This window comes from Nevskia soli DSM 19509, assembly GCF_000711955.1.
GTDB lineage: Bacteria > Pseudomonadota > Gammaproteobacteria > Nevskiales > Nevskiaceae > Nevskia > Nevskia soli.
In genome coordinates, this window is the sequence record NZ_JONR01000019.1 from 25,738 (window position 1) to 43,609 (window position 17,872).

18 protein-coding genes and 2 tRNA genes are annotated in these 17,872 nt (G+C 65.1%); 13 read left to right on the forward strand and 7 right to left on the reverse strand.

What is annotated here, in order from left to right; genetic code table 11:
• Positions 1–347: 347 nt before the first annotated feature.
• Both BP26_RS27565 and BP26_RS0111015 read left to right on the forward strand, forming a co-directional pair.
• Complete coding sequence (locus tag BP26_RS27565) at positions 348–1,058, forward strand: phasin family protein (RefSeq protein WP_029920632.1); 711 nt, start codon at positions 348–350, stop codon at positions 1,056–1,058.
• Positions 1,059–1,301: 243 nt separating this feature from the next.
• A complete protein-coding gene (locus BP26_RS0111015) occupies positions 1,302–2,234 on the forward strand; it encodes a metalloregulator ArsR/SmtB family transcription factor (protein ID WP_211254897.1) in 933 nt (310 codons plus the stop codon).
• A gap of 100 nt (positions 2,235–2,334) precedes the next feature.
• Here the strand turns inward: BP26_RS0111015 and dnaQ are convergent, their stop codons facing one another.
• The 3 genes from dnaQ to BP26_RS0111030 are packed head-to-tail and all read right to left on the reverse strand — an operon-like array spanning position 2,335 to position 4,352.
• On the reverse strand, positions 2,335–3,072 hold the full coding sequence (dnaQ, locus tag BP26_RS0111020; protein ID WP_029920635.1) for a DNA polymerase III subunit epsilon: 738 nt from the start codon (positions 3,070–3,072) through the stop codon (positions 2,335–2,337).
• Positions 3,069–3,527, reverse strand: coding sequence for a ribonuclease HI (rnhA, locus tag BP26_RS0111025; protein WP_029920636.1), 459 nt, complete (start codon positions 3,525–3,527; stop codon positions 3,069–3,071). The genes dnaQ and rnhA overlap by 4 nt, the downstream gene beginning before the upstream one ends.
• Positions 3,528–3,560: 33 nt before the next feature.
• A complete protein-coding gene (locus BP26_RS0111030; RefSeq protein ID WP_084183008.1) occupies positions 3,561–4,352 on the reverse strand; it encodes a class I SAM-dependent methyltransferase in 792 nt (263 codons plus the stop codon).
• A 36-nt stretch (positions 4,353–4,388) separates the two neighbouring features.
• On the opposite strand from BP26_RS0111030, the gene gloB reads away from it, so the two are divergent.
• The 11 genes from gloB to BP26_RS0111085 all read left to right on the forward strand — a co-directional run bounded on the left by gloB (position 4,389) and on the right by BP26_RS0111085 (position 15,214).
• The gene (gene gloB / locus BP26_RS0111035; RefSeq protein ID WP_029920638.1) at positions 4,389–5,180 is read left to right on the forward strand and encodes a hydroxyacylglutathione hydrolase; all 792 of its coding nucleotides are present in this window, start codon (positions 4,389–4,391) and stop codon (positions 5,178–5,180) included.
• A 71-nt stretch (positions 5,181–5,251) separates the two neighbouring features.
• On the forward strand, positions 5,252–5,815 hold the full coding sequence (locus BP26_RS0111040; RefSeq protein WP_029920639.1) for a hypothetical protein: 564 nt from the start codon (positions 5,252–5,254) through the stop codon (positions 5,813–5,815).
• Positions 5,812–7,635 (forward strand): tetratricopeptide repeat protein, encoded by a 1,824-nt coding sequence (locus BP26_RS0111045; protein ID WP_029920640.1) that lies wholly within the window; start codon positions 5,812–5,814, stop codon positions 7,633–7,635. The genes BP26_RS0111040 and BP26_RS0111045 overlap by 4 nt, the downstream gene beginning before the upstream one ends.
• Positions 7,632–10,445, forward strand: coding sequence for a tetratricopeptide repeat protein (locus BP26_RS0111050; RefSeq protein WP_029920641.1), 2,814 nt, complete (start codon positions 7,632–7,634; stop codon positions 10,443–10,445). Before BP26_RS0111045 ends, BP26_RS0111050 begins: the two co-directional genes overlap by 4 nt.
• Positions 10,429–11,172 (forward strand): tetratricopeptide repeat protein, encoded by a 744-nt coding sequence (locus BP26_RS26630; RefSeq protein WP_051748851.1) that lies wholly within the window; start codon positions 10,429–10,431, stop codon positions 11,170–11,172. The genes BP26_RS0111050 and BP26_RS26630 overlap by 17 nt, the downstream gene beginning before the upstream one ends.
• Positions 11,169–11,525 (forward strand): hypothetical protein, encoded by a 357-nt coding sequence (locus BP26_RS0111060; protein WP_157572485.1) that lies wholly within the window; start codon positions 11,169–11,171, stop codon positions 11,523–11,525. The genes BP26_RS26630 and BP26_RS0111060 overlap by 4 nt, the downstream gene beginning before the upstream one ends.
• A gap of 72 nt (positions 11,526–11,597) precedes the next feature.
• Positions 11,598–12,230, forward strand: a complete 633-nt coding sequence (locus BP26_RS0111065; protein ID WP_029920644.1) for a MotA/TolQ/ExbB proton channel family protein — start codon at positions 11,598–11,600, stop codon at positions 12,228–12,230.
• Between the two features lie 35 nt (positions 12,231–12,265).
• On the forward strand, positions 12,266–12,793 hold the full coding sequence (locus tag BP26_RS0111070; RefSeq protein WP_051748852.1) for an ExbD/TolR family protein: 528 nt from the start codon (positions 12,266–12,268) through the stop codon (positions 12,791–12,793).
• Positions 12,790–13,305: an ExbD/TolR family protein gene (locus tag BP26_RS0111075; protein WP_245611773.1), complete on the forward strand. Its 516-nt coding sequence runs from the start codon at positions 12,790–12,792 to the stop codon at positions 13,303–13,305. The genes BP26_RS0111070 and BP26_RS0111075 overlap by 4 nt, the downstream gene beginning before the upstream one ends.
• Positions 13,302–14,258: an AgmX/PglI C-terminal domain-containing protein gene (locus BP26_RS0111080; RefSeq protein WP_029920647.1), complete on the forward strand. Its 957-nt coding sequence runs from the start codon at positions 13,302–13,304 to the stop codon at positions 14,256–14,258. The genes BP26_RS0111075 and BP26_RS0111080 overlap by 4 nt, the downstream gene beginning before the upstream one ends.
• Positions 14,259–14,413: 155 nt before the next feature.
• A complete protein-coding gene (locus BP26_RS0111085; protein ID WP_029920648.1) occupies positions 14,414–15,214 on the forward strand; it encodes an enoyl-ACP reductase FabI in 801 nt (266 codons plus the stop codon).
• Between the two features lie 113 nt (positions 15,215–15,327).
• Here the strand turns inward: BP26_RS0111085 and BP26_RS0111090 are convergent, their stop codons facing one another.
• The 4 genes from BP26_RS0111090 to BP26_RS0111105 all read right to left on the reverse strand — a co-directional run bounded on the left by BP26_RS0111090 (position 15,328) and on the right by BP26_RS0111105 (position 17,802).
• Positions 15,328–17,262 (reverse strand): SurA N-terminal domain-containing protein, encoded by a 1,935-nt coding sequence (locus tag BP26_RS0111090; protein ID WP_029920649.1) that lies wholly within the window; start codon positions 17,260–17,262, stop codon positions 15,328–15,330.
• A 58-nt stretch (positions 17,263–17,320) separates the two neighbouring features.
• A tRNA-Asp gene (locus BP26_RS0111095) sits at positions 17,321–17,397 on the reverse strand.
• A gap of 28 nt (positions 17,398–17,425) precedes the next feature.
• A tRNA-Val gene (locus BP26_RS0111100) sits at positions 17,426–17,501 on the reverse strand.
• A 28-nt stretch (positions 17,502–17,529) separates the two neighbouring features.
• The gene (locus tag BP26_RS0111105) at positions 17,530–17,802 is read right to left on the reverse strand and encodes an HU family DNA-binding protein (RefSeq protein ID WP_029920650.1); all 273 of its coding nucleotides are present in this window, start codon (positions 17,800–17,802) and stop codon (positions 17,530–17,532) included.
• Positions 17,803–17,872 lie beyond the last annotated feature (70 nt).

A 17,872-nucleotide genomic window follows, 5' to 3' on the forward strand; every position in this document is an offset into this window, starting at 1 on the left:
TCCTCGGCTAGATGATGAATTGTCTTGAACGGACTTCTTGATCGGCGTGATCGAACCACAGTCACGGCCGGCGCTGACGCCCGTTCCGCAGGGCGGACCGGCGGGTCGGACGCGGCAGATCGATGCTTCGCGCTGGCGGAACATGGATATGCCGGCGAATGTGCCGGCCGGCCCCGGCTGGGGCGCAGCCCGGGGATCATATACGCCTGCGTACGGTGGGACAAACCGAGCCCGTCCGGAAAGCCTGCCCGACACCAAAGCGGTGCGTAAAATTCACGCTTTGACAGGCACTTACAGCGGGTCCTAGAATCCCGGCAAGCCACTGACACGCACCGGGGAGTCATAGAATGGCCGCAAAACAGCATCTGGACCAGCTCAAGCAGCAGATCGAACGGCTGCGCAAGGATTCCCTCGAGGTCGTCGCCAGCGCCAACAAGATCGTCTACAACGGCGTGCAGAAACTGGCGGATCGCGAGCTGAAGGCGCTCAACGATTACTACCGCGGCGCGCTCGATTCGATCAAGAAGGCGAATCGCAACGACATCCGCGGCCTGGCCCACCAGCAGCTCGACCTGCTGCAGGACACCGTCAACCAGGTCATCTCCCATGCCCGCGAGTCCATGGGCATCGTCGCCGAGACCCGGGCCGAGCTGTCGAAGCTGGTACAGAAGGGCATCAAGGGCGAAAAAGTCGCCATGGCGGACCTGAACAAGGCCGCGGCGCCTGCCAGGAAAGCCATCGCCAAGGTCAAGACCGCGGCGCAGAAGGCCGGCAAGGATGCGCAGAAATCGGTGAAGAAGGTCGGCAGGCAAGCCCAGGCCACCACCAAGAAGGCTGTGGCCAGCGGCAAGCGCACGGCCAGCGCCGCGATCAAAAAAGTGGAACACGCCGTCATCCCGCCGCCCTCGCCCGGTTCGCGCGCCAGCCGCGCCACCAGCCGGGCCAAGCAGGCGGCGACCACGGCGGTGGAATCGGTGGGCAGCGTGGTGTCCGGCGTGACCGGCGCGGTAACGGGTGCTGTGACCAAGGTGACCGATGCAGTCAAAAAGCAAGGCTGAGATTTCGATTCCGCGATCACACCCGCCGTTTGCTGACGGCGGGTTTTTTATGTTTGCTTGTTTGATTTTTATGTTTGCTTGTTTGAACAGTCCAGGCATGGGTCCGGCAGCGCGTTTGCGGACCACTGGTCCGCGCGCTCCCGGACGGGCGCGCCAGGATGGCGCGCCCCGGCTTGCCGGCGGAGCAGGAAGCGCAGCCGGGCAAGCCTGGTGGCCTGGACCAGGACGTCCACGGTGTCCACAGTGAAACTGAGCATCGCCCAGAGCACCGAACTTTGCCGCCTGCTGGCGGACCCCAGCCGCCTGCGCCTGCTGCTGTTACTGGAAGCCCATGCGCTGTCCGCGGCCGAGCTGACCGAGGTCACCGGACTGGCGCAGAGCCGCGTGTCCACCCACCTGGCGCGCCTCAAGCGCGCGGGTCTGGTGCAGGACCAGCGCACTGGCGGCGCGGCGCTCTATACCCTGGCGGCGGTGGAAAACAGTGCCGCCGAATTGTGGGCACTGATGCGGCAGGAACTGGACGACCGGCAAGCGCGCCTCGATCGCGAGCGCGCCGACGAAGTGGTACGCGCGCGCAAGTCCGGGCAGACCTGGGCCGAGTCGGTGGCCGGGCGCATGGAGCTGCACTATTCTCCCGGCCGCACCTGGGAAGCCACCGCACATGCCCTGATCGGCTTGCTGGAACTGGGCGATGTGCTGGACGTGGCGTCCGGCGACGGCGTACTGGCCGAACTGATCGCCGAGCGCGCGCGCTCGGTCACCTGCATGGACATCAGCGCCAAGGTGCTGGCCGCGGCGCGCAAACGGCTCGGCACGGTGAGCAATGTGGGCTTCTGCCAGGGCGATATGCGCGCGCCGCCGTTCGCCGACCGCCGTTTCGACCAGGTGTTCCTGATGCACGCGCTGAGCTATGCGCAGGAGCCGAAGACGGTGATCGCCAAGGCCGCCGCGCTGCTGCGGCCGGGCGGCAGCCTGATCATCGCCACCCTGGGCGCGCACAAGCACGAAGCGGCGATGCAGGCCTACGACCACGTCAACCTCGGCGTGACGCCGGAGGCGCTGGCGAAATGGCTGAAGGCCTGCGGACTGGAAGTGGAACTGTGCCGCGTCACCTCGCGCGAACCGCGGCCGCCGTATTTCGAGGTGGTGACGGCGCTGGCACGGGCTGGCGTTTAATTCGTAGGGCGGCCTATGGCCGCGACTGCACACTACGTGATGACGCAAGAAGCCGGCGGCCACAGGCCGCCCTACGATTCCGGTTTGAAGTGTCCCGCGATCAGGCCTGGGCGTCGTCCTTCCACAGCAGCTTGCCCCCGCTTTTCTTGTCGATGCCGGCAAGGCGTTCGCGATGGGCAACCAATTCTTCGTCCTGGGCCCGGATCACGCGCAAGGGCGCGGCGGCGGTTTCCAGCAGTTCGCGCAGGCCTTCCAGGGCGGAGCTGCCGGACTTGGCGCCGGCGGCTTCGCGATCCAGCACCAGGGCGCCCTGGCCGCCGGTCATGGCGAGATAGACCTCGGCCAGCAGGCGCGCGTCGAGCAGCGCGCCGTGGAGGTCGCGGTTGGAATTGTCGATGCCGTAGCGCTTGCACAGGGCGTCGAGGCTGGCTTTCTGGCCCGGGTGCATGCGCCGCGCCATCGACACGGTATCGACGATGCCGCAGATCTGGCCCAGGCGCTCGCCGTAGCCGGCCCGCTCCAGTTCCTTGTCGAGGAAGCCGACGTCGAAGGCGGCGTTGTGGATCACCAGCTCGGCGCCGCGCAGGTACTCGAGCAGGCTCGGCGCGATGTCGGCGAAGCGCGGCTTGTCGGCCAGGAAGTCGTTGCTGATGCCGTGCACTTCCTGCGCCCCGGCGTCGATGGCGCGGTCCGGGTTGAGGTAATGGTGGAAGTTGTTGGCGGTGACGCGGCGGCTGAGCAGCTCGACGCAGCCGATTTCGATGACACGATGGCCCTCGCCCACTTCCAGGCCGGTGGTTTCGGTATCGAGGATGATCTGGCGGACGGCGCTGCTCATGCTTGCGCTACCGTGGCTGAATTGCGGTGCTCTTCGAGCCCCTGGTTGGCGAGCTGGTCGGCCGCCTCGTTGCCGGGATCGCCGGCATGGCCCTTGACCCAGCGCCAGTCGATACGGTGCCGCGCCGCGGCCAGGTCCAGACGCTGCCACAGATCCTGGTTCTTCACCGGCTTCTTGTCGGCAGTGCGCCAGCCGCGTGCCTTCCAGTTGGGCAGCCACTCGTTGAGGCCCTGCTTGACGTAGTTGGAATCGGTGAACAGCGTGGCCTCGCAAGGCTCGCGCAGCGATTCCAGCGCCATGATGGCGCCCATCAGTTCCATGCGGTTGTTGGTGGTCAGGGTTTCGCCGCCGCGGAGCTTCTTTTCATGCCCGTTCCAGCGCAGCAGGGCGCCCCAGCCGCCGGGCCCCGGGTTTCCCTTGCAGGCGCCGTCGGTATAGATGATCACTGTTTTCAAAAAAATCGGTTCCGTTTTGTTCTTGCTTCAGACTTATTCGTTGGTTTGCGGCAGTTCGCGGTGCGAGGGTGTGCCCGGCAGCTTCGATGCGGCGCCGCCGAGGGCTCCGCCGACCAGGGTGCGTACCTGGGCGCGCGGCAGGCGTCCCACCAGGGACATGGGGATGACGCGCTTCTTGGCCATGATCAGGTAACCCTCCATGAATGGGTTGAGCAGGCTGTGCAGGCCGGTCTGCTCGCCCAGGGTGCGCGGCGCGCCCCAGGGGAAGCCGATGCCGAAGCGCCGCACCAGCACCACCTCGAAATCCAGCAGTTCCAGCCAGTCGCACAGGCGTCCGGGATTGACGAACCGCGCACCGGGCGGGAACGCCCGGTAGCGCAGGCCCAGGCGCTGGCGCAGGCCCCAGACGCTCCAGGGGTTGAAGCCGAGAATCAGCAGGCGGCCGCGGTCGGTAAGGATGCGGCTGGTTTCGCGCAGGACGTTGTGCGGCATCCGGGAGAATTCCAGGGTGTGCGGCAGCAGCACGGCGTCGACGCTCTGGTTCTGCACCGGCAGGCGCTCCGGTTCGACCAGGGATTGCGCATCGAGGTCGCCCACGGTGCCGAGCACGGCGCGATGCAGCATGTCGGCCGAGCCGAGCAGGCGCTGGCCGCGGCCCCAGCTGCCGACCTGGAGAATATGCCGGCCGAACAGGTCCGGCAGCACCCGCCGCAGTTCGCGTTCTTCCAGGGCCAGCAGGCGGCGCCCACGCTGGCTGCGCAACCAGAGAGTCAGGGTGTAGCGGCTGAACGGTTGTCCGCCGCGGATGGCGAGCTGGTTTGGCATGTTGACGCCTCGCATCTGAACCTACAGAGTTCAGACATGATAACCGTGACACCTCTCCCCGCGTTCAACGACAACTACCTGTGGCTGCTGCATGCCGACGGGAAGGCCGCCGTGGTCGATCCCGGCGATGGCGAGGTGGTGCTGAAGGCCCTGCGCGAACGGGGGCTGGAACTGGCGGCGATCCTGGTCACACATCATCACCCGGACCACGTGGGCGGCCTTCCGACCCTGCGCCGCGCCTGGGACGTGCCGGTGTATGGGCCGCGCGCCGAGAGCGGCAAGATCCCCGGATTGACGCATCTGCTCGACGACGGCGACCGGGTGGAACTACCTGAACCGCGCATCAGCTTCGAAGTACTGGCGGTGCCGGGGCATACGCTGGGCCATATCGCCTACTACGCCGCGGCCGATAAGTTGTTGTTTTGCGGCGATACGCTGTTCATCGGCGGCTGCGGCCGCCTGTTCGAAGGCACGCCGCAGCAGATGTACGCTTCTTTGCAGCGCCTGTCCGCCCTGCCCGACGACACGGCAGTGTATTGTGCTCACGAGTACACTTTGTCCAATCTGGATTTCGCGCACAGCGCGGAGCCGGATAACATGGAAGTGACCGGGGAGATCGAACGAGTGCGAAATTTGCGCGCCGAACAGCGGCCGAGCGTGCCTGGCAGTGTGGGCCGGGAGCGGGCTTTCAATCCTTTTTTGCGTTGCACCGAGCCGGCGCTGGCGCGATCGGCCGGCAGCCATACGGGAAAACCAGTCCATGACCCGGTCGAGATTTTCGCTGCGCTGCGTCGCTGGAAAGATAGCTACAAGAGTACCTTGCGTTGATTTTTTCGCCAGTTTTCGCAAGCCGCGAAGCATTTGTTAGACTCGCCCTATCGATGCGCCTGCATTCCCCCATGACCAATAGAAAACCGCTTCGAGCCTGCGGCCTCCTTGCCGCGGCTTTACTGCCGATCGCAGCGCTGGCGGCTCCGCCGCAGGCGGCCGACCCCGCGGCGCTGGCTGTCGACCAGAACATCCAGAAGCTGAAGGAGCAATCGCTGGACGTGATCCAGCAGGCCCAGGCCGTGGAGCAGAATTTCCTCTACCCGGACTACAACCGGGTATCGATCTACGTCGGCGTCGCCATCGCCGGCATGTACATCAAGGACATCACGGTGACGGTCGACGGCGGCAAGCCGGTCCACCACGAGTACACCACCAGCGAATCCTATGCCTTGCAGGAACGCGGGCTGCACCTGGTCGAGCGGCTCAACGCGCCGGCCGGGCGGCACCACCTGCAGGCGCAGTTCACCGCGCAGTATTCCGATGCCCGGCCCAGCGATCCGCCGTTCACCGGAAGCTATGACGGCTATTTCGACAAGACCCAGCAACCGGCCGAACTGGAACTTTCGTTGCGGCGCAGCGGGTACCTGACCCCGCCCGAGCTGAAATTCCGCGACTGGAGGGCGGCACAATGAAGCACCTCGTCGTCTTCACGCTGGCTTTTGCCTGCGGCACCGCCGCCGCGGCCGATATCTACACCCCGGGCGGCGACAACGACCCGCGGGTGCGCAGCGCGCAGTTCCTCGCCGGCAACAGCCGCTATCTCAGCGCCTCGGCGCTGCTGGCGCAGGTGCAGGCGGAAGCGCCGCAGAAGCGCTTCGCGCCGCCCTATTACCGCGACCTGGCTGCGGATACGCTGTCCTTCGGCATGCCGCAGCGGGCCGAAGTGATCTACCGCGAGGAGATCGCCAATGCCACGGATCCGTTGAGCCTGGCACGGGCGCGCCTGCGGCTGGCGGATTTCTTCTACCAGCGCGGCTATTACCAGCAGTCGTCCACCGAGTTGAGCACGGTGCGGGCGCAGTTGCCGAAAGAATTGCTGATCGACTGGCAGGACCTGCAATCGCGGGTGCTGCTGGCGCAGGGCCGCTACGGCGAAGCCGCCGACATCCTGACCCAGGCCAGCAGCAGCGACATGACCAACATCATGCGCTACAACCTCGGCGTGGCGCTGATCAACGATGGCCGCGTCGGCCAGGGCGTCAATATGCTGGACCGCGTGGGCCGGCTGACGCCGACCGATTCGGATTCGCTGGCGCTGCGCGACAAGGCCAACCTGACCCTGGGCTACCACTTCCTGCGTACCCAGCAAGGCGGCACCGCGGTGCCGATCTTCGGCCGCGTGCGCACCGTCGGGCCCTACTCCAACCGCGCGCTGCTCGGGCTTGGCTGGGCCTATCTTGCGCCGCGCGGCAACAAGCAGAAAAAGGCCGAACTGGGTGATGAGGCGCCGCAGGACGGCACGGCCTTCACCTCCTTCGCCACCATCGGCGTGCTGCTGCGTCCCGGCTACATCGATTCGGACAGCATCTACAAGCGCGCCAAGCTGGCGCCGTTCCACCTCAGCGGCAGGTCGGCCGACGAGGAAGCGCAGCTGAAGCAGGCGCTGGTGCCCTGGGTCGAACTGACCAGCCGCGATACCATCGATCCGGCGGTGCAGGAAGGCCTGCTGGCCATTCCCTATGTGCTCGATCGCCTCGGCGCGCATATCCAGGCACAGCAGTATTACGAGCGCGCCATCGATGCGCTGGAAGAGACCCATACCCGTCTCGATTCGGCCGAACAGCATGTGCGCAGCGGCCGCATGGTGAAGACCATGATCGACCACGATCCTTCCGCCGAGTCGGGCTGGATGTGGAAGCTCAAATCGCTGCCGGACGCACCGGAAACCTTCTATTTGCAGACGTTGCTGGCGGACAACCCGTTCCAGGAAGCGCTGAAGAATTTCCGCGACACGCGGATGCTGCAGATGAACCTGCAGTTCTGGAAAACGCGCATGGCCGAGTTGCAGACCAGCTACCAGACGCGCAGCGGTCAGAATCTGCCGGCGGCGCCCGGGCAGGCCGCGAGAGCCCCGGGAACCGGGTATTCGTCGGATCCGTCCGCCGCCGCTTCCGCGCCTCCGTTGCAGTTGGCCAACCGCCTGTCGGCATACAACGGCCAGAGCTCACCGGATGTACCGGACAGCGAAGCCCCGGTGGCCTTGCAGCTGGCGCAGAACCCGGGTTCGGAAAAATTCTTCGGCCCGTTCGAACGCATGCAGGCCTTGCGCACACGCATCGACGCGCTGATGCCGCAGCTGGAAGCGGCCGAGAATACGCAGGGCCAGCTGCTGCAGAACATCGCCCTCGGCGACCTGGAAAAGCAGAAGGTGGTCAACCAGAAACTGCTGGCCGAGTCGCGTTTCGCGCTCGCCCGCATTTACGACAGCCAGCTCAAGGGTGATTCGAAATGAAGCGCGCAGCGCTCGCCGCGGCCTGCCTGACCCTGGCCGCCTGTCAAACCGAAGCGGTCAAGCATGCGGCGCCGCCGATCAAGACGCTGGCCAGCCAGAAGCAGCCGGCGCAGGACAAGTTGCCGATCATCCAGTCCGAGCCGGTCGCCGCCGACCCGCAGAAGGCGCTGGAGAACTATCACAAGCTGCTCAAGCTCAATCCGGACCCCGATACCCGCGCGGAGGCGATGAAGCGCATCGCCGACCTGCAGGTGCAGGTGGCGGACAGCAACGGCAACACCGGCCCCGCGGCGGGCGTGGCCCTGAAGGATTCGATCGGCATCTACCAGGAACTGCTGGAGGATCCGCACGGCAAGGAAAACGATCGCGTGCTGTATCAGCTGGCGCGCGCCCAGCAGAACAGCGGCGATACCGACAAGGCGATCGTCTCGCTTCAGAAGCTGGAACACGACTACCCGGCCTCGCCGCTGGTCGCCGATGCGCATTTCCGCGCCGGCGAGCTGCTGTACGGGCGTGAACGCTATGCCGAGGCGGAGCAGGAATATCATGCGGTGATGGGCTTCGGCGACGGCACGCCGTTCTTCGTCTCGGCGCAGTACAAGTACGGCTGGTCGCTGTTCCAGCAGCAGAAATACGCCGAGGACATCGCGGTGTTCTTCACCATCCTCGACCGTGATTTGCCGCCGGGAGAACTGGACGATCCGGAGGCCGCGCTGAAGGCGGTGTCGGTGACCCGCGCCGATCTGGCGCGCGACGGCCTGCGCGTGTCGAGCCTGTCCTTCACCGCGCTCGGCGGCGGCAAGGCGATCAACGATTATTTCGCCAAGAACGGCCAGCCGCGCTTCTACCCGCTGGTCTACAACGCCCTGGGCGAGCTGATGCTGGACAAGCGCCGCTATACCGATGCGGCCAATGCCTACGCCGCGTTCGTCGAAGGCCATCCGACGCATCCCAGCGCGCCGACCTTCCAGACCAAGGTGATTGCCGCCTATCAGGACGGCGGCTTCAGCGACCAGGTGGTGCGCGAGAAGGAACGTTACGCCAAGGCCTATGAACCCGCCGCCCCCTACTGGGCCGGCAAGCAGCCGACGCCCGAAGTGATGGCCGAGCTGCGCAAGGATCTGGAAGACCTGGGCCGCCATTACCAGGCCAAGGCGCAGAAGGATCCGCCGACCGACGCGGCCGCCAAGCGCGCCGACTTTGCCGCGGCCGCCGGCTGGTACAACAAGATCCTGACGATCTATCCGCAGGACCCCAAGCTGCCCGAAATCAACCTGCTCTACGCCGATTCGCTCTACGATGGCGGCCAGACCAAACAGGCCGCCGAACAGTACGCCAGGACCGCCTACGGTTATCCGAACAATCCGAAGGCGCCGGAAGCGGCTTACGCCTCGATCCAGGCCTGGCAGCGCCTGGGCAAGGAAGTGCCGGCGGCTGACCGTCCGGGCGTGCTGCACCTGTCGGTGGACGCCAGCGTCAAGTACGCCGACACCTTCCCGGCCAGCAACCAGACCGCGCCGGTGCTGACCCGCGCCGCGGAAGACCTGTACGAGATCAAGGATCTGGACCAGGCCATCGTATTGTCCAATCGGGTGCTGGCGCTGAGCCCGCCGGCCGCGCCGGAATTGCGCAGCCAGACCCTGGGCGTGCTGGCCGACTCCAAGTTCGCGCAGGGCAAGTACGCCGAATCCGAGGCTGCGTATACCCAGTTGCTGGCGCTGACGCCGGCCACCGACGCCAACCGCAAGGTGGTGGTGGAACAGCTGGCGGCCTCGATCTACAAGCAGGGCGATGCCGCCCGCAGCGCCGGCGACATGCGCACCGCCGCGCAGTTCTTCCAGCGCGTCGGCCAGGTGGTGCCGGACGCCAGCATCCGCCCCAACGCGGATTACGACGCCGCCGCGGCCTACATCAGCCTGCAGGACTGGGGCGCTTCGGAACAGGCGCTGGAAGGCTTCCGCAGCCGCTATCCGACCAATCCGCTGACCGCGGACGTGGACAAGAAGCTGGCCCTGGCCTACCAGAAGGACAACAAGCCGGCGCAGGCCGCCGCCGCCTATCAGCGCGTGGCGCAGCGGCCGACGGAAAACGTCGATACGCGGCGCGAGGCGGCATGGCTGTCCGCAACGCTGTATGACCAGGCACAGCAGACGCAGCCGTCGATTGCCGCCTACGAGTCCTACGTCAAGACCTACCCGCAGCCGCTGGATCGCAGCACCGAGGCACGGCAGCGCCTGGCCGCGATGACCGCCGGCGACAGCGTCCGCCACACCTACTGGCTGAACGAGATGGTCAGCGCCGACAGCATGGCCGGCACCGGACGTACCGACAGCAGCAAGCTGGCGGCCGCCCAGGCCAGCCTGGAGCTGGCCCGCGCCACGGCGGCGCAGGCACGCGCGGTGTCGATCACCCTGCCGATCGCCAAGACCCTGCCGGTACGCAAGCAGGCGACCGAGGCGGCAGTGCAGGCGCTCAACCGTGCCGCCGCTTACGGCTTCGCCGACACCACCACGGCGGCGACCAACGAGATCGGCAACGTCTACCACGACTTCGCCCGCGCCCTGGTCAATTCGGAGCGTCCGGCCAAGCTGAAGGGCGACGAGCTGGAACAATACAACCTGCTGCTGGAGGAACAGGCCGAGCCGTTCGATGAACAGGCGATCAAGGCCCACGAGGCCAACCTGCAGCGCGTTTCGCAGGGCTTGTGGAACCCGTCGATCCGCAAGAGCGTCGACGCCCTGGCCGATCTGTCTCCGGGGAAGTACGGCAAGCGCGAGCAGCGCGAGGATATTTATGAATCGCTGCACTAATTCCCAGGGCATCGGTTCCCAGGGCATGGCTTCCACGGTCCGCATCGGGACCTGGCTGCCACTGGCGGCGGCGCTGCTGCTGGCCTCCTGCGCTTCGCAGGTACAGAAGCAGGCGCCCGCCGCTCCCACCGCCCCCGACACGGCCACGCCGGCGGCTCAGGTGCCGGACAAGGGCGATCCGGAGCAGCGCTTCCAGGCCGCGGTGCAGCTGGTGAAGGACAAGAAGCCGCAGGACGCCAAGGACGCTTTCGCCAAGCTGGCGCAGGATTTCCCGCAGTACAGCGGCCCGCTCAACAATCTGGGCGTCTTGCAGGCACAGGGCAAGCAGCGCGACCAGGCCATCGGCAGCTTCACCCGCGCCATAGCGACCAGTCCGAAGGACGATTTCGCCTGGGGCTGGCTCGGCATCCTGTATCGTGAAGGCGGCGATTACGGTCGCGCCGAACAGGCTTATCTGAAGGCGGTCGAACTCAAGCCCGATAATCCGGTCACACGCTTGAACCTCGGCATCCTTTACGATGCGTATCTGAAGCGCCCGCAGGACGCGTTGGCGCAATACCGCGAATACCAGAGAATCGCGGGCAAGGACAGCAAGCCGGTAGTCACCGCATGGATCAACGAACTTCAGGATGGGTTGCCGCAGGCAGCCAACACGGCCGGCGGCCCCGCCGCTGGTCAGGCCAAGCCTGCCGCAAGCCCCCCTGCCCCAGTGGAGCACAAGCCATGAGATCGTTATCATTGGCCCTGATGGGTCTGACGGGGGCGCTGCTGCTGGCTCCGGCCGCGCAGGCCCAGTCCGCGTCGGCGTCCGATACGAAGAAGGCCGATGCCGTTGCGCCGGCGGTTTCGACGAGCCCGGACGAGGGTGCCGGCACCACCATCATCGGCGATCACGAGTCTCCGATCGGCCTGTACCTGACGCCGTGGAAGAACGAGTATGCCCAGCGCGGCATGGACCGGCCGGCCCAAATCGTGCAAGAGCAAATGGCACCGATCGACCCAGGCGTGTTCCGGCGCCAGAATTCGTATTACGACACGATTACCAGTTATCGCCAGGCCGAGCTTGGCAACAAGAAGTAAGCAGTCAAAACAACAGCAGCCTTACCCTACACCGTTGCCCATCACAGTCATCTAGCTCAAAGAGGAATTACCATGGATTTGTTCGCCACCGTCACCCGTTTCTTCCAAAACGGCGGCGTGTTCATGTACCCCATCCTGGCAGTGCTGGTCCTCGGCCTGGCCATCACCATCGAGCGCTTCATCTACCTGCGGCGCGCCTACAGCGAAAACCGCACCCTGTGGTCGAAGCTGCTGCCGATGGTCAATTCCGGACGGTACGAAGACGCCGAAAAGCTTGCCTCCTCCTCCACCACCGCCATCGGCCGCGTGCTCGGCTACGGCATCGCCCGCTCGCGCGGCCAGGTGACGCGTGAGGACGTCGAGCGCGCCATGGAAGAAAGCCTGATGGAAGTGACGCCGCAGCTGGAGCGCCGCACCCACTATCTGGCCACCTTCGCCAATGTCGCCACCCTGCTCGGCCTGCTCGGCACCATCATCGGCCTGATCCACGGCTTCTCCTCGCTGTCCGGCGTCAACCCGGCGGAAAAGCAGGACCAGCTGTCCGAGGCCGTGTCGATCGCGATGAATTGCACCGCCTTTGGCCTGATGACCGCCGTGCCGTTCATGCTGATCCATGCCTGGCTGACGTCGATGACCGACGAACTGGTGGATAACCTGGAAATGGCTTCGATCAAGTTCCTCAACAGCCTGGGCCTGAAGAACTAAGGACCGGTCATCGCTCCACACAGGATGATCTGCCCATGATGCAAGGACTGTCGCGCAATCTGCGTCGCGCCACGCGACGCGCCCGGCGCAAGCGCGCCACCGAGTTGAACATCGTGTCGATGATCGACATCCTCACGGTGCTGGTGTTCTTCCTGCTGGTCAATGCGCTCGGCGTGTCGATCCTGGGCGTCAACCTGCCCTCTTCCGACTCCAGCCCGCCGCAACAGCAGCCCAAGGATCTGAAGGTGATCGTGCGCCCGGACAGCTTGACCGTGGCCGATTCAAGCGGCGCCGTGAAGGAGTTCCCGAGCACGGGCAACGCCTATGATCTGAAAGGTCTCGGCGAGTTGCTGAGCCAGATCAAGGACCGCGAGCCCAGCGAGGACAAGATCACGCTGCTGCTCGATCCCACCGTTACCTACGATGCCCTGGTGCAGGTGATGGATACGGTGCGCGTGCAGCCGGGTACGCCCGGGCACCCGCAACGGGATCTGTTTCCGCAGATCGGCATGGGCGATGCGCCCAAGCTGAACGGCGCCGCGCCCGCAGGAGCCAAGCCATGAGAATGCGCTCGAATTTCATGCGCAACCGCATGTTGCGCAAGGCCACCAAGCGCGACACGGTGCCGCTCAACTTGGTGTCGATGATCGATATCTTCACCTGCCTGGTGTTCTTCCTGCTGCTCACCTCGACCAGCGTGCAGACCATCCGCAGCCCGCGCTCGCTGGAGCTGCCGTCCTCGGTCACCATGCAGCAACCGAACGATACCCCGGTGCTGATGGTCACGGGCCAGGACATCACCCTGCAGGGCAAGACGGTGATGACGGTGGCCGAGGCGGAAGCGTCCTCGGGCGATGTGCTGCCGGCGCTGAAGTCGCAGCTGCTGCTGGTGCCGCTGGCGCAGATCCAGGGCGCGGCCGCCAGTGCGCTGACCCGCGGCGAGATCAACATCATGGCGGACAAGGACATCCCCTATTCCCTGTTGAAGAAGGTGATGATCACCGCCGGGCAGGCGCAGTTCGCCAGGATTTCCCTGTCGGTGAATCACCGCAGCAGCCGTGAGGTGGCGCGATGAGCGCGCAAGTTACCACCATCCGCTGGGAAAGCTGGGCGCTATCGGAGGAAGCCGACCGCCGTTTCCGCCGCATCGTCCTGATCGTCGCCGTCCCGGCGGTCATCCTGGCCATCCTGCTGTCCATTTTCCAGATGGAGGTCAAGAAGGCCGAGAGCAGCTCCTTCAACGGCGCGCGTTACGCCGAGCTGGTGGCGGAGCAGCCGGGCGAAGTGGCGCCGCCGGAGCAGCCCAAGCCGGCCGCGAAGGACAGCCCGCAACCGCCCAAGGAAGCCGCGCCGCCCAAGCCGGTGCAGAAACCCACGCCGCAGCCGGTGCCGCAGCCCTCGGCGCGCGAGCAGGCGCAGAAGACCCAGGAAATGAAGGTCATCCAGGATCAGCTGAAGGATCTGCGCGACCAGAACCTGAACACGCTCAGCGACCAGCCCCTGGTCTCCAGCACCATCACTTCCAAGGGGGGCATCGGCGGTTCCGCCGCCTCGGCGGAAGCCATCGCCCAGTCCGCCGCCGCCAACAGCGGCAACGGCATCGGCGGGACCGGAGCGGTCACCAGTTCGCAGAGCGGCACGGGTCTGGGCAGCCGCCGTACCGGCTCGGTGCAGAGCCCGGTGGGATTCGGACGCAGCGCCAACCAGGTCGGCGCCAATGGCCAGATCAACAACGCGCGCTCGCTCACCGAGATCCAGGAAGTGTTCGACCGCAACAAGGGTTCGCTGACTTCGATCTACAACCGGCAGGCGCGCGAAAACCCGAACATGGGTGACGGCAAGCTGGTGCTGAAGCTGACCATCGCGCCGGACGGCACGGTGACGCAGTGCACGGTAGTGTCGAGTTCGTTCAACGATCCGGACTTTGAGCACAAGATCGTGCAGCGCATCCTGCTGTTCAAGTTCGCGGCCAAGAACGTTCCGCCTTTCACCTACAACAGCTATCCGATCGAATTCCACCCGATGTAATCATCGGGACGGGCATCGGTACTGGCCGGGGCTGCTCCCGCGTGCGATGGCTTCCGTCGCCGCACGCGGGATATCCATGCGCGAGGCCCATCTCCCCCGCCCCGGAGAACGCCTGTGACGGGATCTCGCGCGAAGCAAAACTTTGAGAGGCTGGCATGGGTTTCCTGAACGGCAAGAAAGTGTTGATCACCGGCATCGCCAGCGAGCGCTCCATCGCCACCGGTATCACCGAGGCGATGCATCGCGAAGGCGCCGAACTGGCGTTCACCTACCAGGGCGAGAAGCTCAAGCCACGCGTCGAGGCCGCCGCGCACGAGCATGGTTCGGACATCGTGATGCCGCTGGACGTGACGCGCGACGAGGACATCGCCGCGGTGTTCGATACCCTCAAGCAGAAATGGGGCGGCATCGACATCGTGGTGCATTCGATCGGCTTCGCCCCGCGCGAACTGCTGGCCGGCGGCTACCTGGAAACGGTGACGCGCGAAGGCTATGCCATCGCGCACGATATTTCCGCCTACAGCTTCGCCGCACTGGGCAAGGCGGCGCGCCCGCTGATGCAGGGACGCAACGCCGCCCTGCTGACCCTGACCTACCTGGGCAGCGAGCGTTTCATCCCGATGTACAACGTCATGGGCGCCGCCAAGGCCAGCCTTGAGGCCAATGTGCGCTACATGGCAGGTGAGTTGGGGCCGGAAGGCATCCGCGTCAACGGCATTTCGGCGGGCCCGATCAAGACGCTGGCCGGCGCCGGCATCAAGGGTTTCCGCAGCATGCTGTCGCACGCCGAGAAAGGCTCGGCCCTGCGCCGCAACGTCACCATCGAGGAAGTGGGCAATACCGCCGCCTTCCTCTGCTCCGACCTGGCTTCCGGCATCACCGGCGAGATCATCTATGTCGACGCCGGCTTCCGCTTCATGGGCTTCACGCTGGAGAGCATGGCGGAAAAGCAGTGACTGGTGGTCAGTGATCAGTGGTCGGTAAAAGCAAAAAGCCCGGTTAGATCACCGGGCTTTTTTATCCTGCCGCTTCCACTGGCCACTATTCACTAACCACTGGCCACTGCCTCTCAGCCGCCTGCGTCGGCGTCGCTGGTGAGCGGCGTCGCCTTGATCTTGACCTTGACCTCTTTTTCCACTGCATCGCGGTAGGCGGAGAACTCGGAACCAGCGCGGGCATTGCGCAGTTGCAAGCCGGCGCTCTGCATGTCCTTGACGTCGCTGGACTGCGTCGCCGGATCGTTGACCGCCGACAGGGCGATCACGGCGATATCGCCGTTGTCCAGCGCGGCCTGGCCGTATCCCAGCTTGCCGCTGGCCGGGTGCGGCATTTTGAACAGGGCCTGGACCAGGGCCGGCGGCAGGTCCTTGTTGTCACGCTGCACGGCACCGGGACTCACCGAAGCGACACCGGCGGCCTTGGTGGCAAGCTCGAAGGTCTGGCCGTCGGCGAGGCTCTTCAGCAGCGCGTCGGCGCCGGCCTTGGCCTTGGCCTTGGCGGCTTCGTCCTTCAGCTCGCCGCGGATCTGCTCGGCGACGTCAGCCTGCTGCAACTGGCGCGGCGCTTCGTATTCGGCCTTGCGCACCACTACCAGATGCTGCGGATCGATGGCGATCGGCTTGCTGTTGTTGTCGTCCTTGATCAACTCAGAGGAAAACGCGGCGGCGATCACCGCCTGGTTGGCGGCGATGTCGCCGCCGCCCTTGCGGGTGAACCAGTCGGTGGTCTTCACCTGCAGGTTGAGCGCTTTGGCCACCGGGTCGAGCGAAGCCGGGTTCTCGAAGCTCATCTGGTCGAGCTTGGTGGACATGTCGTTGAAGCGGGTCACGGCGTCCTGCTGCTGGTACAGGTCGAGCAGCTGCTTCTGCACCGCGGGATCGTCGAACGCCTGCGTCTCGGCCGGCTTGAGTTCGTCGAGCTTGATCAGGTGCCAGCCGAATTCGGTCTGCACCGGTTCGCTGACCTCGCCGGCCTTGTTCAGGGCGAACAGGGCCGACTCGAATTTGGGGACCATCATGCCGTGCTTGACCAGGCCCAGGTCGCCGCCCTTGTTCTTGGAGCCGGGATCGTCGGAGTTGGCCTTGGCCAGCTCGGCGAAGTCGGCGCCGGCCTTGATCTTGTCGTAAAGATCATCGGCCTTCTTCTTCGCCGCATCCTTGTCGGCGCCGAAGGCGATCAGGATGTGGCTGGCGCGGCGCTGCTCCGGAGTGGAGAACAGCCCGGCCTTGCGCGCCTCGTAGATGGCCTTGAGCACGTCGGCGCTGGGGGCAGCGGCCTTGGGCAGCTGGTCCAGGGCCAGTTCGACGTAGGCCAGCTTGATGCGCTCGGGCGCCTTGTAGCTGTCCTTCTTCTGCTCGTAGCGCTGCTTGACCTGATCGTCGCTGACCGTAACCGAGGCCAGGTATTTGGCAGGTTCGAATTTGACGTAGCTGAATACGCGCTGCTGCCGCTGCAGCTTCCAGGCCGCCTCCCCCTCGCGCGGGGTGATGAAGGCGCTGTCCAGAACGGCGCCGCGAAGCTGCTCCACCGGCAGCTGCTGGCGCACGCGCGCTTCGAACTGCTCGGGAGACTGGCCGACGCTGCTCAGGGCGCTGCGGTAGCGATCGGCGGAGAAGTGCCCGTTTTCCTGGAAATACGGCATCGCCTCGAGGTATTCGCGCACCCCGGCGTCATCGATCCGGTAGCCCGTATCGCGGGTGTATTGCTGCAACACCAAGTCCTGCACCAGGCTCTTCAGAACGTTGTCGCGCAACTGGTTCTGTTGCAGCTCGTCCGCCCGGAAATCCGGGCCCATGCGCTGTTGCAGATCCTGGTAAGCGCGCTGGTAGGCGCCATGGAACTGCGACTGGGTGATCTTCACCCCGCCGACTTCGGCGACCGTGGGATCGGCGCCACCGCCGCTTTGCAGGGACTGGATCCCGAAAAACGCGAAGGGAACGATCAATACGCCAACAATGCCCCAGAGTATCGGGCCAGTCATGCGGTCGCGAATGGTCTGCAACATGTATTTGATAGTCCGGAAATAAGAAAGGCGCTCGTCGAGCGCCTTTTTATAATTAATATGGCGGAGCGGACGGGACTCGAACCCGCGACCCTCGGCGTGACAGGCCGATACTCTAACCGACTGAGCTACCGCTCCGCATTAATTCCAACTTTGCAACAAAACCTGGTGGGTGCTGACGGGCTCGAACCGTCGACCCCCGCCTTGTAAGGGCGATGCTCTACCGACTGAGCTAAGCACCCGGCGGGATGTCAGCCCCGCGAAGGTCGATTATTTTACCGCGTCTTTCAGCGCCTTGCCAGCTTTGAAGGAAGGATTTTTGCTGGCGGCGATTTTCAGGGGGGCGCCGGTCTTGGGATTCCGGCCGGTACGGGCCGCCCGCTTGCGGATGGTGAACGTGCCGAAACCGACCAGGGAGACCTTGTCGTTCTTCTTCAGTGCCTTGGTGATGACTTCCACGAACGCATCGACCGCGCGGGTGGCGTCGGCCTTGGAGACGTCAGCCTTGTCGGCAACCGCGTTGATCAATTCGGCTTTGTTCATGTAGGTGAGTCCCCTCTATCTGTAAATGCTGTAAATGGCTTCTTGCCAGGAATTTCGAACCGTTTCGGTC